Raw genomic sequence first — 13,987 nt, 5'->3', positions numbered from 1 at the left:
CGGGGCCGGGAGCCGGGACCGCGCGGGCGGCGGCACCGGCGCCGCGGCCTCCTCCGGGCCGGACAAGAGCGCCGGTCACGGCGTGTCGGCGCCCCGGGTGGGCGTCGTCCTGGTGTCGCACAGCCGCGAGGTCGCCGAAGCCACCGCGGCGCTGGCCGAGGCCCTGGTGGGCGCGGGCACACCGGCGCCGGTCGCCGTCGCGGGCGGCACGGAGGACGGCCGTGTCGGCACCAGTGCGGTGCTGGTCCGGCGCGCCGTCGAACGGGTCGACCACGGCCGGGGCGTCGTGGTGCTCTGCGACATGGGCAGCGCGGTGCTCACCGTGAAGACACTGCTGGCGGACTCCGGCGCGGACGGGCTGCCGCCGGACGTACGGATCGCGGACGCGCCCTTCGTCGAAGGAGCCGTGGCGGCGCTGGTGACCGCCTCGACGGGGGCGGACCTCCCGCTGGTGCTGTCGGCGGCCGACGACGCGCGGACGTACCGCAAGCTCTGACCGATACACATCGATACACGTCGTTACGCGATGATACACGTCGTTACGCGTTGATACACGTCGTTACGCGTTGATACGCGTCGATACACGTCGATACGCGTCGGGACACGGCAGCCCGCCGGAGCCGCGCCCCGCGCCGGGCGCGGCTCCGGCGGGCTCATTCGGCCCGGCCGCACACGAACTCGCACCACACGGCCTTGCCCGAGCCCCGGGACTCCACACCCCACACGTCGGCCAGCAGGTCCACCAGCAGCAGCCCGCGCCCCGAGGTCCCCGCCTCGCCCGGCTCCCGGCGGCGCGGCAGGCCGCTGGAGCGGTCCTGCACCTCGATCCGCAGCCGGCGCTCCGGGCCGGGGAACATCAGGGCGGTCACCACGGCCCCGCCCTCGGTGTGCACCAGGGAGTTGGTCACCAGTTCGTCGGCGACCAGCACCACGTCTTCGGCGCGTTCTTCCGCCTCCCAGCTGCGGACCGCCTCGCGGATCATGTCCCGGGCGGTGGCGAGGGACTCGGGGTCGGCCGGGGTGATGTACTGGTGGAGCGTGCGCGCGCGGGCGGCGGGCCCGGGCTCGGCCCCCGTCCGGCTCATCAGCAGCAGCGCCATGTCGTCCTCGCCGGTGCGGTCCTTCATCGTCCGCAGCATCCGGTCCGCGAGTTCCTCCACGTCGAACGGCCCCTTGCGGACGGCGTCGATGAGCATCCGCACGCCCTCGTCCAGGTCCGTGCCCGGCTGTTCGACGAGTCCGTCCGTGTAGAGCAGCAGCGTCTCCTGCGGGCCGAGTTCCACGGAACTCACCGGGTAGTCGTTCCGGCCGAACCGGGCGGACAGGCCCAGCGGCAGGCCGCCCGCGACGGGCAGTTGCCGGCAGTTGCCGTCGGCCTGCCGCAGCAGCGGGTCCAGATGGCCGGCCCGGACGATCCGCAGGCCGCCGCCCACGGGGTCGGCGTCCACGTACGTACAGGTCGCGAAGCGCTCGGTGTCCAGCTCGTCCAGGAAGTACGACGCGCGGGCCACCACGGTGGCGGGCGCGTGCCCCTCGGCCGCATACGCGCGCAGGGCGATGCGCAGCTGCCCCATGATCGCCGCCGCGTGCGTGTCGTGCCCCTCGACGTCGCCGATCACGGCACCGACCCGCCCGCCGGGCAGCGGGATCACGTCGTACCAGTCGCCGCCGACGTCCCGGCCGAGCCGTGCCGCGCTGTACCGGACGGCCACCTCGGCGCCCGGGACGGGCGGAATGCGCGGCAGCATCGCGGTCTGCAGTCCCTCCGCGATGTCGTGCTCCTGGTCGTAGAGGATGGCGCGCTGGAGGCTCTGGGCGATGCTGCTGCTGAAGCTCACCAGCAGATTGCGGTCCTCGGGGCTGAAGGGCTGGCCGACGCTGTAGAGGAGGCCGATCGCGCCCAGCGGGCGGCCCTGGGCGATCAGCGGCAGATAGACGGCGGAGCCGACGTCCAGCGGTTCGAGGTGCGGCCACAGCAGCGGGTAGCGGGCCGCGAACTCGCCGCGCGAGCGGACCAGGCAGAGTTCGCCGGTGCGCACGACCTCGCTCATCGGGTATTCCTGGTCGACGCCGGTGTACTCCAGCCCCGGCACCCAGCTGCCCGCCTGGCCCTCGGCCACGACGTGCACCCGGTTGTTCTCGACCAGGCCCATCACGACGGAGACCGGGTCCGCCCGGCCGATGCCCCGGGTCTCCTTCAGCACGCCGATGACGTCCTGCACGGTCACCGCCCGCGCGAGGGCGACCGCGGTCTCCTCGACCACGGCCGTCTGCTGGCGGCGGACCTCCTCCAGGGCGGCCCGCTCGGCCGCGTGCGAGAGTTCCTGGGTGGCGTCCCGCACGACACCGAGGATGCGGTACGCGTGCCCGTCGTCGTCCCACAGGACGTGCCCCTGGGTGTGGGCCCACATCAGCCGCCCCTCACGGCGCCGGATGCGGAAGTACATGCCGTACGTCGCCCGGCCCTCGCCCACGGCGTCGGTCACCACCTGGTCCAGCCGGGCCGTGTCCTCCACCGGGACCCGGCGCGCGAGGGTGCCCGGGTCCTGGTCGTACTCCTCGGGCAGCAGGTCGAAGAGGTCGAGCGCGGGGCCGTCCAGGAGCAGCCGGCCGGTGCCGAGGTCCCAGTCGAAGCTGCCGACCCGGTTGAGGGCGAGGTTCGCCGCCGTATCCATGACCGCCGGGTCGCCGTTGCCGGGCGGGTACGGGCGCGGGCCCGCGTCACGATCAACCATGTCGCCTCCCGGCGCGGTCGACCGCCCTGTGCGGTGCGCCGACTTCTCTCGTACGGACTACAGCGCCACTTTGTCACTTATTGTCCGTATTGACGAGTGGTGCGGGTGCCGGAGCGTGACGGCCCCGGAACCGCCGCCGTCCCCGCCGGGCATTCCGGCGGGGACGGGTGCGTTCTCTCGGGCGGTACGGTCCATCGGCCCTGCGTTCCCTCGGGTGGTGCGCTCCCTCGGGCGGTGCGGTCCCCGCCGTGCGGCGCGGGCGCGGCGGGCTTCCGGGCGCCTGCGGGCGCGGCGTGTCAGTTCTTGATCAGCTTTCCGTCGGGCGAGACCGCGTACCACGTTCCGCCGACACCCTGGCCGTTGGTGTCGCCGGGCTTCTCGTCGCCCGTGTACCAGTAGAGCGGCCAGCAGTCGATGGACAGCTGCCTGCTGCCGTCCGAGCGCTCGAAGGTGGTGAGCAGCCCGGTGTCGACGTCCTCGACGTCGGCCTTCTTGACCGGCTTGGCCGGCTTCCACAGCTCCAGGCACTTGCCGGTGCAGTTGGACTTCATCGGCCAGGCGCTGTCCTTGGTGAACCGGTAGAGCGTGCGGCCCTCGGCGTCGCGCAGGATCTCGCCCAGTTCGCCGTCCTTCTTCGCGGAGAGCGCGGGCAGCTCCGCCTCCTCCGCACCGCCGCCGGCGGGCGCCCCGCCCTCACTGCCGCTGCCGCTGCCGCTGCCCGCGGGGACGGTGCCGGTGCCCGGATCCACGCCGTTCTCGGTGCCGGGAGCCGCCTTCTTGCCGTCGGGGGCGGCGGCGTGCCAGGTGCCGCCGACTCCCTGCCCGTTGGTCTGCCACGGCTCGGTGTCCTTGGCGTACCGGTACATCGGCCAGCCGGCCACGGTCAGCTGCTTGGTGCCGTCCGGCCGGGTGACCTCGCCGAGCAGCTCGGCGTCGATGCCGCTGGTGGAGGACACGTCCACGGCCGGGACCGCGGGCCAGGTCTTGAGGCAGTCGCCCTCACACGCGGACTTCGACGGCTTCGCGCTGTCCTTGTCGAAGCGGTAGAGGGTGAAGCCCGCGTTGTCGGTGAGCACGGGGCCGAGTTCCTCGCTGTCCCCGATGGTCAGCTGTCCGGCGGGTTTGGCCTTCTGCTGCCCGGACGCCGCGCCGCTCTCCGTGCCGTCGGGGTACGCGGCACCCGCCTGCCCCGCGGGCTGCGCCGCGTTCGCGCCCGGCCCGCCCTCGTCCGAACCGCACGCCGTCGCCAGCATCAGCGCTGCCGCCGACAGCGCGATCGAGGCGCTCTGCCACTTCCTCATATCCGTCTCCTGCGATCCGCGTTCCCGGCCGGCGCGGGTGTGCGCCTCCGACGCGACTAGGTACGGATCGTCACGCGGAGTGTTTCAACCGGCGCCGGAAAACTTCGGATCCGGGGCGGAGCGGGGCGAGAGGGTGACGGGCGGGGGACGGGCCCGGACGCGACGGTGGACGAACGGAACGGGAGGAGGGCGGCCCGCCCGGCGGGACGACGGGAGAGCGCGGCGGCGGGACGGGGCCGACACGGGGCCGGGCGGGGGGCCGGCGGTCCGCCGCTTCCCGCGGGGTTTGCCGACCCGCCGGGGCTCGGCGACGAATCCCTCAGGGCTCGGCGTCGTTCCCCCGGGGCTCGGCGGCCGTTCCCCCGGGGCTCGGCGGCCGTTCCCTCAGGGCTTGGCCACCGTCAGCAGGACGACCGAGTCCTCCAGGACCTCCAGGGAGTGCCGGTCGTCGGGCAGCACGATGAGATCGCCGTTCGTCCCCTCGGTGACACCCTCCTCGCCGGCGCTCACCCGCACCCGCCCGGTCAGCACGAGTACGGTCGCCTCGCCGGGGCTCTCGTGTTCGGTGGGGCGTTCCCCGCCGCGCAGCGCGATCACGGTCTGCCGCAGACGGCCGCCGTTGTCCCCGACCGCTGTGACGGCGGAACGGCCGGCGGAGGCCTGGTGAGCGGCTCCCAGCTGTTCCTCGGCCGTGGCCCTGAGCGAAATCTTCTCCATGCCCCCACTGTGCTGCCCGGGAGGGGCCCGCGCATCCCCCGGTGCGCGTGCGCCGCGGGCACTCCCCCGGTCGGCCCAGAGCCGGAGCGCTCCGGGGCCGATTCCATGCGCTCATCGGGTTACCTGACGGTATGGCTGACACGCCGCGCGGTCTTCCGCGGCCAGGGTGCTGGAGCACGATCGCAGTTCATCCGGCCCTGTGGAGGTCCCATGCGTGCTATGACCAGATACCTGTCCGTCGCCGCGGCGGCCGGCGTCATCGCGGTGGTGCTGTACGGCGCCACGATGGCCTCGGACGACGATCCGGCGGCCGGCGAGGGAGCCGGCTTCCGGGGCCCGTCGTCCTCGGAGTCCTCCGCCTCCGCTCCGGCCTCGCCCGCGGCCGGGCTGCCGGCGTTCGCGTACGGGGAGAAGGCCGCTGAGCGGACCATCGACTCCCCGCGGGTCGGGATCTGCTATCCGTTCGACGGCCCGGTCGCCACGGCCTTCCGCAACGACACCGATCTGTCGGCCCAGTTGTACCCGACCGCCGACTGCGACGGGGAGCCCGGTGTGCTGGTGTCCCCCGGCAGCGAACGCGCGGGCACCGCGGCCGGCCGCGGTGTCGTCTTCGTGGTGCCGGTCGAACAGGCGGGCGGGCCCGAGGACTGACACGCCGCGGTGCCGACGGAGTTTCAGTTCACTGATTAGGCCTGGAGGCTGAGTGTTGGCCGGCACGTCGGCCCGTATGGAGCAGGAACGCGCGGCAGGCCTCCCATGCCGTTTCTACGGTGCAGTCATGGACGCGATCTCCGGATTCACCCTGCGCATCTGCGCGGCGGCCGTCGCCGCCCTCTGCTGCCTGACCGCCGGTGCCGCACCGCCGCGCGCGCACGCGGACACGGGCGGCGACGGCCGCCCCGGGCCGGGGGCCGCCGCCCGGCCCCTGTCCGCACCCGGGCTGCACGCACCGCCCGGGGCGGCGGGGCAGGAACTGCCGTCGGGGCTGTCCGCCCGGTCGTGGATGGTCTCCGACGCGCGGACCGGCCAGGTGCTGGCGGCCAAGGACGCGCACCGGCGGCTGCCGCCGGCCAGCACACTCAAGACGCTGTTCGCCGTCACCCTGCTGCCCAAGTTCCCGCAGGACACCCTGCGCACCGTGTCCGAGGCGGAGCTGCGGAACGTCGGCCCCGGCAGCAGCCGGGTCGGCATCCGGGCCGGCAACCGCTACACCGTCGCCGACCTCTGGCTCGGGGTCTTCCTCAGCTCGGGCAACGACGCCGTGCACGCGCTGGCCGCGATGAACGGCTCGGTGGAGAGGACCGTCCGCCAGATGCAGGCCAAGGCCAGGATGCTGGGGGCGGTCGACACCCAAGTCGTATCCCCCGACGGCTACGACGCGCCGGGGCAGGTGTCCTCGGCGTACGACCTGAGCCTCATCGCACGGGCCGGCCTGCAGAATCCGCACTTCGCGCGCTACAGCGCCATGGCGCGGGCCGACTTCCCCACGGGCCGCACCGCGGACGGCCGGGTGACCGGCTCGTTCGGCATCCAGAACACGAACCGGCTGCTCTCCGGCGGTCCCGGGGTCACCCCGTACCGCGGCCTGATCGGCGTGAAGAACGGTTACACCAGCGAGGCCGGCAACACCCTGGTCGCCGCCGCGCGACGGGACGGCCGGACGCTGCTCGTCACCGTGATGAACCCGCGCTCGGGCGTGCCGCACGCCGTCTACGAAGAGGCGCGCTCCCTGCTGGACTGGGGCTTCACCGTCGCGGGCGAGGCCTCCTCGGTCGGCACCCTCAACCAGGCCGGCGCCGACGAACCACGGCACGGCTCGGCGGCGCTGTCCGGCGCGGCATCCCCCGGCGCGGGGAGCGAGGGATTCTGGACCACGGGCCGGACGGTCCCGGTCGCGGCGGCGGCGCTGCTGGCCGGTGCGCTGTGGCCGCTGCTGCGGTACCGGCGGCGGCTCGCGGAACGGACGGCGGCGGCAGCCGCACCGCCGGGTGGTCTGGCGGCCGCGAGAACCCGGGCGGCCGCGCCCGTCGAGAAGCCGGGCGGCCGCTGAGGGGCGGATGGCCGCAGAGGGACGGGACGGCCCGCGGACAGACCGGCGGGCCGCTGAGAGACGGGGTGGCGCTGAGGGACCGGGTGGCCGCAGAAGGACCGTGCGGGCCCGCGGAGATACCGGCGGCCCCGCTGAGGGACCGGGTGGCCGCTGAGAGGCAGGTGCCCCGCAGGTGTCGGCCCCGGCACCGCGCCGAGTGCCGTGCGGTGTTCGGGGTGATGGGTGTGCGCGATCCACTCGCGCCAGGAGGGACGGCCGGTCGGGCCGCCGTTGTCGGACAGCCGGCGTCAGGCAGTCGCTGTCCGACAGCCGGCGTCATGGCGCGCCCGGACTCGGGCCCGTGCCCCGGTGCCGGGGTCCGGACCCGACGCCGAGGCCCGCGGCAGGTGTCGGCTCCCGCAGCAGGTGTCGGCTCCCGCGCCCGAGGCCCGGCCCGGGACTCGCGGCCCGGGACTCGCGGCCCGGGCCCGAACACGTCCCCGCCGCCGCTGTCAGGGTCTGCGGCCGAGCAGGGCGACCAGCTTGTCCTGGGTGGTGGCCGTCTCGGGCACCGGCACCGGCGGGTCGAAGACCCCGGCGCCCTGCCAGCTGTCGACCTGCGGCTCCACGTGGGCGTGGACGGCGGCGGCGAGGTCTTCGTCGAGCGCGTCGTCACCTCCGGTGCCGCGCGCCAGGTCCCAGGCGTGCACGGTGAGGTCGGTCGTCATCTGCCAGCCGTACTCGTCGGTGGCGGAGAGGCCGCCGCTGGTGTGCACCTGGCCGTTGAGGGCTTCCGGGCGGTGGAACGCGGCGTGGGACTCGGCCCCCGCCCGCTCCCAGGCCTCGACGCCGTCGCCGCCGAGGACATCGCCGTCGAACCGGTCGCCGACCTCCTCCAGGGTCGCCCCGCGCAGCAGCCAGGGTGCCCACAGATGCTCGCTGACCAGGTGATTCACCAGATCCCGCACGGTCCAGTCGGTGCAGGGCGTCGGCTGGTCCCACTGGTCCTCACCGATGCGGTGCACACGCCGGTCGAACTCGCTCCAGGCCGTGTCGAACGCGTCGAGCAGATCCATGGCTCACCCCGCCGTCCGCCCCACCGGGCTGGGGCTCGGGACCGGCTCCGGCTCGGGATGCTCGGGGCCGGGTGTGATGGGCGGGATCGGATCGGGCTCCGGTACGGGGCCCGGCTTGCCGGGGCCCGGCTGAGGGCCGGGGCCGGGTCCCGGGCCCGGTCCCGGCGGGGGTGTCGGGACCGGAGGCACGGGGTCGGGACGTGGAGTCGTCATCGCTGACCTCCAGGCTTGGTCGGTACTCCTGTTTTCCGGTTCCGGTGGTTGCCGGGGGCACGCCGCCGGACCGTACGCGTACCCAGCTCACGCCCGCTTCAAGAGCCTTTGCGGGGTTTTCCGGGGAGAGCGGTGCGCCCGGTCCGCTTTCCGAGAGTCCGGAACGCCCGGCCCGCTTTCCCGCAGCCGGTGGGGCCCGGCCCGCTTCCGAGAGCCCGAGGCGTCCCGTCCGCTTCCCCGCAGCCCGGTGCGCCCGGCGCTTCCGAGAGCCCGGACCGCCCGATCCGCTTCCGAGGGCGGTGCGCCGCGCCCGCTTCCCAGAGCCCGGTGCGCCCGGCCCGCTTCCCCACAACCCGGTGCGCCCGGCCCGGGAGGCTCCTCCCCGGCCGGGCGCTCCGGCACTCCGCGCGGGGCGGCCTCCCGGCCGGATCGGACTCCCCCCGCCCGCGGGGCGGCCTCCCGGGCAGGGCTCCGGGCCCTCACTCCGCGGCTGCTCCGGTGCCGGGGTCGGCCTGACCCTGGGAGCCGTGCCAGACGGTGGTGATGTTGCAGAACTCGCGGATGCCGTGACCGGCCAGCTCCCGGCCGTAGCCGGAGCGCTTGGTGCCGCCGAAGGGCATGCCGGGGTGGGAGGCCGTCATGCCGTTGAAGTAGACACCGCCGGCCTCCAGGTCGCGTACGAAGCGCCGCTGCTCGGCCTCGTCCCGGGTCCACACGTTCGAGCTGAGACCGAACGGCGTGTCGTTGGCGACGTTCACGGCCTGTTCCGGTCCCGACACCCGGTAGAGCGACGCCACCGGGCCGAAGGCCTCCTCGTGGTGGATCCGCATCTCCGGGGTGATCCCGGCCAGCACCGTGGGCTCGTAGAACCAGCCGTCCGGCAGCCCTTCGGGGCGCCGTCCGCCGCAGAGCACCGTCGCCCCGCAGCCCCGGGCGTCCTCGACAAGCTCCTCCAGGTCGCTGCGGCCCTGCTCGCTGGAGAGCGGGCCGACGTCGGTGTCCCCGGCCATCGGGTCGCCGACCGTGAGGGCCTTCATGCCGTCGGTGAAGCGTTCGGCGAACTCGTCGTAGACATCGGTGTGCACGATGAAGCGCTTGGCGGCGATGCAGGACTGCCCGTTGTTCTGCACCCGGGCGGTCACCGCGGTCTTCGCCGCCGCGGGGATGTCGGCGGAGGCCATGACGACGTACGGGTCGCTGCCGCCGAGTTCCAGCACGGTCTTCTTGACGGTGTCGCCCGCGACCGAGGCCACCGCGCGTCCCGCCGGTTCGCTGCCGGTGAGCGTCGCCGCGGCGACCCGGTCGTCACGGAGGATGCCCTCCACCGCGCCCGAGCCGATCAGCAGGGTCTGGAAGCAGCCCTCGGGATAGCCGGCCCGGCGGAACAGGTCCTCCAGGTACAGCGCCGTCTGCGGGACGTTCGAGGCGTGCTTGAGCAGGCCGGTGTTGCCGGCCATGAGCGCCGGGGCGGCGAAGCGCACCACCTGCCAGAGCGGGAAGTTCCACGGCATGACGGCGAGCACCACACCGAGCGGGCGGTAGCGGACGTACGCGCGCACGGCACCGGAGTCCTCGACGTCCGCGCGGGCCGGCTGCTCGTCGGCGAGCAGCGACTCGGCGTGGCGGGCGTACCAGCGCATGGCCTTCACGCACTTGGCGGCCTCCGCGCGGGCCGCGGCGAGCGTCTTGCCCATCTCCGTGGTCATGGTGCGGGCGATGTCGTCGCGGTCGGCCTCCAGCAGGTCGGCCGCCCGGCCCAGCAGCTCCGCCCGGCGGTCGAAGCCGGTGAGGCGGTGTTTGGCGTAGGCCGCGCGGGCCCGGTCGATCCGCTCGTCGATCTCCGCGTCACCGAGGGCGTCGAAGGTCTTGAGGGTCTCCCCGGTGGCCGGGTTGACGGTGGCGATGGCCATGGCGGTTTCCTCCTTGTGCGCGGCGTGTGCGCGGCGTGTGCGCGGCATGCGCGGCATGTGCTGCCCGTGCGGCCCGCTGCTCCGCGTGTACGCGGTGCGGGCCGCGGCATGTGCGCGGCCTGCGCGGCTTCGGCGCGCGCCGGACCGGCCGTACGGCCCCGGTGCGCGCCATGGATTGCGGCTCAGTCGCAGGTACCCGCTCTCACCGGCTTACTCTTCCGCGCCGCCGGCGCCGACGACGGGGCGCGCGGCGGCGGAGCATGCCGGGTGTGCGGGGAGGGCTGCTCCCGTGCGGCCGGGGCGCGGACGTGCGGCCGGGCGGCAAGGGAGCGGCCCGCCCCGACCGGCCGCACGGCAATCGGAGGAAACCCCTCAGATCGGCTGTTACGGACGGGACGCACGGGGTACCCACTGGCAGCGCTCCCGGGGCCGCTCCCCGCGAGTGCCGTAGGTACCGACGCGACGAAGGAGCCTGGGACCGTGACGGACGCATCGAGCAAGGGCGCCGGCCGAGCAGACGACCGGCCGGTGCTCACGAACCGGCAAGGGCACCCGGTCTACGACAACCAGAACCAGCGCACGGTCGGCGCCCGCGGCCCGGCGACGCTCGAGAACTACCAGTTCCTGGAGAAGATCAGCCACTTCGACCGGGAGCGGATCCCGGAGCGCGTGGTGCACGCCCGGGGTGTCACCGCGTACGGCTGGTTCGAGGCGTACGGGGCCTGGGGGGACGAGCCGATCGACCGCTACACCCGGGCCAAGCTCTTCCAGGAGCGCGGCAGGCGCACCGATGTCGCGGTGCGCTTCTCGACCGTGATCGGTGGCCGGGACTCCTCGGAGGCGGCGCGCGACCCGCGCGGCTTCGCGGTGAAGTTCTACACCGAGGACGGCAACTGGGACCTGGTCGGCAACAATCTGGCCGTCTTCTTCATCCGCGACGCCATCAAGTTCCCGGACGTCATCCACGCGCTCAAGCCGGACCCGGTCACCTTCGAGCAGCAGCCCCGCCGGATCTTCGACTTCATGTCGCAGACCCCGGAGTGCATGCACATGCTGGTGAACCTCTTCAGTCCGCGCGGCATCCCCGCGGACTACCGGCACATGCAGGGCTTCGGTGTGAACACCTACAAGTGGGTGGACGCGAAGGGCGACACCAAGCTGGTGAAGTACACCTGGATGCCCAAGCAGGGCGTGCGCAGCATGACCGAGGAGGACGCCGCCAACGTCCAGGCGGACAGCACCGGGCACGCGACCAAGGACCTCTACGAGGCCGTGGAGCGGGGCGACTACCCGGAGTGGGAGCTGCTCGTCCAGATGATGGACGACCACGAGCACCCGGAGCTGGACTTCGACCCGCTGGACGACACCAAGACCTGGCCGGAGCAGGACTTCCCGCCCAAGCCGGTGGGCCGCATGGTGCTCGACCGGATGCCGGCGAACTACTTCGCCGAGAACGAGCAGATTTCCTTCGGCACCGGCGTGCTCGTCGACGGCCTGGACTTCTCCGACGACAAGATGCTCGTCGGCCGGACCTTCTCCTACAGCGACACCCAGCGCTACCGGGTCGGCCCGAACTACCTCCAGCTGCCGGTGAACCAGGCCAAGCACGTCGAGGTGCACACGAACCAGCGCGACGGCCAGATGACGTACCACGTCGACGGCGGCGCGGAGAACACGCACATCAACTACGAGCCGTCGGTGATGGGCGGCCTCCGTGAGGGGCACTATCCGACGCACGAGGAGCAGGGGCCGGAGATCCACGGGCGGCTGACCCGCAAGCGCATCCCGAGGACCAACGACTATCTCCAGGCCGGGCAGCGCTATCTGCTGCTGGAGGACTGGGAGCGCGACGAGCTGGTCGGCAATTTCGTCACGCTGCTCAGCCAGTGCGACCGCCCGGTGCAGGAGCGCATGCTCTGGCATTTCCTGCTGGTGGAGAACGACCTCGGGCTGCGGGTCGGCGAAGGGCTGGGCATCAGCACGGCGGACGTCGCCCATCTGGAGCCGCTGCCCGGCCAGCAGCTGACGGACGAGGACCGCGAGCGGCTGGCGAACCTCGGCAAGAACCCGCCGCGGAACGTCGAGGGGCTGACCATGACGCACTGCGTTCCCGACGAACGGCACGTCGTGACCCGCTGATGCGCGCGCACGGGCCCGGATCCGCCCGCGGAGGGCGGATCCGGGCCCGTGGCGTTTCCGGAGCGTTACATTTTCCGGGCCGCCGGCCACCGTTTATCGGTTCGTGATTCTTGTATAGCGAATCCACCTCGGGCCTTTGTCCTGTGATGAGCGACAAATCATCTGGTTCAGCTCTTCATACGTGATCTGCATCACATCATCTTGGTAGCTCTCCGTGGTAGGAACGCTCAATCGTCTTTCATGGCGTCTTCCCACCCGTGTCAGCCAGAGGTTTCCTTGATGGCAAGCAATTCCGTCACCTCCACGATCGAGGACGCCGTCAACAGCGTCTTCGACCCCGTCGCCGAGAAGCTCGGGGAGGTGGTTTTCTACGAGACCGACTTCGGCCTGTTCCCGACCCCCTTCCCCTGGATCGTCGGCTGGCTGGTGGTCGCGGGCGCCCTGCTGTCGATCTACTTCGGCTTCGTCCAGGCCCGGCGCGCCAAGCTCTCCGTCGAACTGGTCCGGGGCAAGTACGACGACAAGGACGCGCCCGGTGAGGTGACGCACTTCCAGGCCCTGAGCGCCGCGCTCTCCGGCACGGTGGGCCTCGGCAACATCGCGGGTGTCGCCGTCGCCGTCACCGTCGGCGGCCCGGGCGCCACCTTCTGGATGGTCATCTGCGGTCTGTTCGGCATGGCGACCAAGTTCGTGGAGTGCACCCTCGGTGTGAAGTACCGGGACATCCACGAGGACGGCACCGTCTCCGGCGGTCCGATGCACTACCTGCGCAAGGGTCTCGCCGAGCGCGGCATGGGCGGGCTGGGCAAGGTCCTCGCCGTCGGCGTCGCCATCGCGCTGCTCTTCTTCACCTTCTTCGGCGGCAACCTCCTCCAGGCCAACCAGAGCTTCGCCCAGCTCCGCTCGGTCACCGGCGGCGAGGACGGCATCTTCGGCACCTCCGCCGGCGCGCTCGCCTTCGGTGTGCTGCTGGCCGTGCTCGTCGCGCTCGTGCTGCTCGGCGGCATCCGCGGCATCGCCAACGTCACCAGCAGGCTGGTCCCGGCCATGGCGGGCATCTACGTCACGGCCTGCCTCATCGTCATCCTGGTCAACATCACCGAGGTCCCGGCGGCCTTCGGCACCATCTTCGAGGGCGCCTTCAACCCCGAGGGCGTCGCGGGCGGCGCGCTCGGTGTCCTGGTGATCGGCTTCCAGCGGGCCGCGTTCTCCAACGAGGCGGGCATCGGCTCGGCCCCCATCGCGCACTCCGCGGTCAAGACCCGGCACCCCGTCACCGAGGGCCTGGTGGCGCTGCTGGAGCCGTTCGTCGACACGGTCATCATCTGCACCATGACCGCGCTGACCATCGTCATCGCCTCCACCCCGAGCTGGGAGGCCTCCCGTGAGGCCGCTGCCGCCGGTGACGGCGTCGGCGACGGTGTCACGCTGACCTCGGACGCCTTCGAGACGGTGCTGCCCTGGTTCCCGTACGTCCTCACCGTCGCGGTGCTGCTCTTCGCCTTCTCCACGATCATCACGTGGAGCTACTACGGCATGAAGTGCTGGACGTTCCTCTTCGGCCGCAGCCGGACCAGCGAGAACATCTACAAGGTGCTGTTCAGCATCATCGTCGCCAGCGGCTCGCTGCTGAGCCTCGGCTCGCTGTTCAGCCTGGCGGACTCGATGCTCTTCATCGCGGCCGTCTGCAACATCATCGGCCTCTATCTGCTGGCGCCGATCGTCAAGCGCGAGCTGAAGTCCTTCCTGGAGCTGATGCGCAACGACCGGGCCGCCAAGCGCGGCGGCGACGGCGACGCTCCCGCCACCGCCACCGCCCCCGAGAAGGCCTGACCGGCCGGTCCGACCCGAGGGCCCGCCCGCGCAC

The 13,987-nt window shown here is 72.7% G+C and carries 10 protein-coding genes; 5 read left to right on the top strand and 5 right to left on the bottom strand.

Annotated features, from left to right (window positions below):
- Positions 1-82: 82 nt before the first annotated feature.
- The gene (gene dhaM, locus GCU69_RS32170; protein ID WP_156207972.1) at positions 83-496 is read left to right on the top strand and encodes a dihydroxyacetone kinase phosphoryl donor subunit DhaM; all 414 of its coding nucleotides are present in this window, start codon (positions 83-85) and stop codon (positions 494-496) included.
- Positions 497-653: 157 nt separating this feature from the next.
- Here the strand turns inward: dhaM and GCU69_RS32165 are convergent, their stop codons facing one another.
- The 3 genes from GCU69_RS32165 to GCU69_RS32155 form a co-directional block, all read right to left on the bottom strand.
- Positions 654-2,735: a SpoIIE family protein phosphatase gene (locus GCU69_RS32165; protein ID WP_156207971.1), complete on the bottom strand. Its 2,082-nt coding sequence runs from the start codon at positions 2,733-2,735 to the stop codon at positions 654-656.
- A 296-nt stretch (positions 2,736-3,031) separates the two neighbouring features.
- Complete coding sequence (locus GCU69_RS32160; RefSeq protein WP_156207970.1) at positions 3,032-4,036, bottom strand: SCO0930 family lipoprotein; 1,005 nt, start codon at positions 4,034-4,036, stop codon at positions 3,032-3,034.
- 384 nt (positions 4,037-4,420) lie between these two features.
- On the bottom strand, positions 4,421-4,753 hold the full coding sequence (locus tag GCU69_RS32155) for a cupin domain-containing protein (RefSeq protein WP_098754489.1): 333 nt from the start codon (positions 4,751-4,753) through the stop codon (positions 4,421-4,423).
- 219 nt (positions 4,754-4,972) lie between these two features.
- Here GCU69_RS32155 and GCU69_RS32150 point away from each other — a divergent pair, with 219 nt between their 5' ends.
- Together GCU69_RS32150 and GCU69_RS32145 are read left to right on the top strand one after the other, a co-directional pair.
- Positions 4,973-5,404 carry a hypothetical protein gene (locus tag GCU69_RS32150; RefSeq protein ID WP_098754490.1) on the top strand — a complete coding sequence of 144 codons (432 nt, stop codon included), beginning with the start codon at positions 4,973-4,975 and terminating at the stop codon, positions 5,402-5,404.
- 127 nt (positions 5,405-5,531) lie between these two features.
- Positions 5,532-6,803, top strand: a complete 1,272-nt coding sequence (locus GCU69_RS32145) for a D-alanyl-D-alanine carboxypeptidase family protein (protein ID WP_098754491.1) — start codon at positions 5,532-5,534, stop codon at positions 6,801-6,803.
- A gap of 491 nt (positions 6,804-7,294) precedes the next feature.
- Here GCU69_RS32145 and GCU69_RS32140 read toward each other — a convergent pair whose 3' ends face one another.
- Positions 7,295-7,858, bottom strand: coding sequence for a TIGR03086 family metal-binding protein (locus GCU69_RS32140; protein WP_156207969.1), 564 nt, complete (start codon positions 7,856-7,858; stop codon positions 7,295-7,297).
- 692 nt (positions 7,859-8,550) lie between these two features.
- Positions 8,551-9,981, bottom strand: a complete 1,431-nt coding sequence (locus GCU69_RS32135; protein WP_098754517.1) for an NADP-dependent succinic semialdehyde dehydrogenase — start codon at positions 9,979-9,981, stop codon at positions 8,551-8,553.
- 480 nt (positions 9,982-10,461) lie between these two features.
- On the opposite strand from GCU69_RS32135, the gene GCU69_RS32130 reads away from it, so the two are divergent.
- A complete protein-coding gene (locus GCU69_RS32130) occupies positions 10,462-12,120 on the top strand; it encodes a catalase (protein WP_098754494.1) in 1,659 nt (552 codons plus the stop codon).
- A 279-nt stretch (positions 12,121-12,399) separates the two neighbouring features.
- Positions 12,400-13,953 carry an alanine/glycine:cation symporter family protein gene (locus GCU69_RS32125; RefSeq protein WP_098754495.1) on the top strand — a complete coding sequence of 518 codons (1,554 nt, stop codon included), beginning with the start codon at positions 12,400-12,402 and terminating at the stop codon, positions 13,951-13,953.
- Positions 13,954-13,987: the final 34 nt, after the last annotated feature.

It is taken from the genome of Streptomyces lycii (assembly GCF_009735685.1).
Taxonomy (GTDB): domain Bacteria; phylum Actinomycetota; class Actinomycetes; order Streptomycetales; family Streptomycetaceae; genus Streptomyces; species Streptomyces lycii.
Note: the sequence above shows the minus strand (reverse complement) of the source record. Positions and strands in the feature narration are given on the sequence as shown.

What these genes read in the sequence shown, in the direction of transcription:
- GCU69_RS32125 (WP_098754495.1), top strand. Translation starts at nt 12,400, where the DNA reads ATGGCAAGCAATTCCGTCACCTCCACGATCGAGGACGCCGTCAACAGC.
- GCU69_RS32165 (WP_156207971.1), bottom strand. Translation starts at nt 2,735, where the DNA reads ATGGTTGATCGTGACGCGGGCCCGCGCCCGTACCCGCCCGGCAACGGC.
- GCU69_RS32140 (WP_156207969.1), bottom strand. Translation starts at nt 7,858, where the DNA reads ATGGATCTGCTCGACGCGTTCGACACGGCCTGGAGCGAGTTCGACCGG.
- GCU69_RS32150 (WP_098754490.1), top strand. Translation starts at nt 4,973, where the DNA reads ATGACCAGATACCTGTCCGTCGCCGCGGCGGCCGGCGTCATCGCGGTG.
- GCU69_RS32135 (WP_098754517.1), bottom strand. Translation starts at nt 9,981, where the DNA reads ATGGCCATCGCCACCGTCAACCCGGCCACCGGGGAGACCCTCAAGACC.
- GCU69_RS32155 (WP_098754489.1), bottom strand. Translation starts at nt 4,753, where the DNA reads ATGGAGAAGATTTCGCTCAGGGCCACGGCCGAGGAACAGCTGGGAGCC.
- GCU69_RS32145 (WP_098754491.1), top strand. Translation starts at nt 5,532, where the DNA reads ATGGACGCGATCTCCGGATTCACCCTGCGCATCTGCGCGGCGGCCGTC.
- GCU69_RS32160 (WP_156207970.1), bottom strand. Translation starts at nt 4,036, where the DNA reads ATGAGGAAGTGGCAGAGCGCCTCGATCGCGCTGTCGGCGGCAGCGCTG.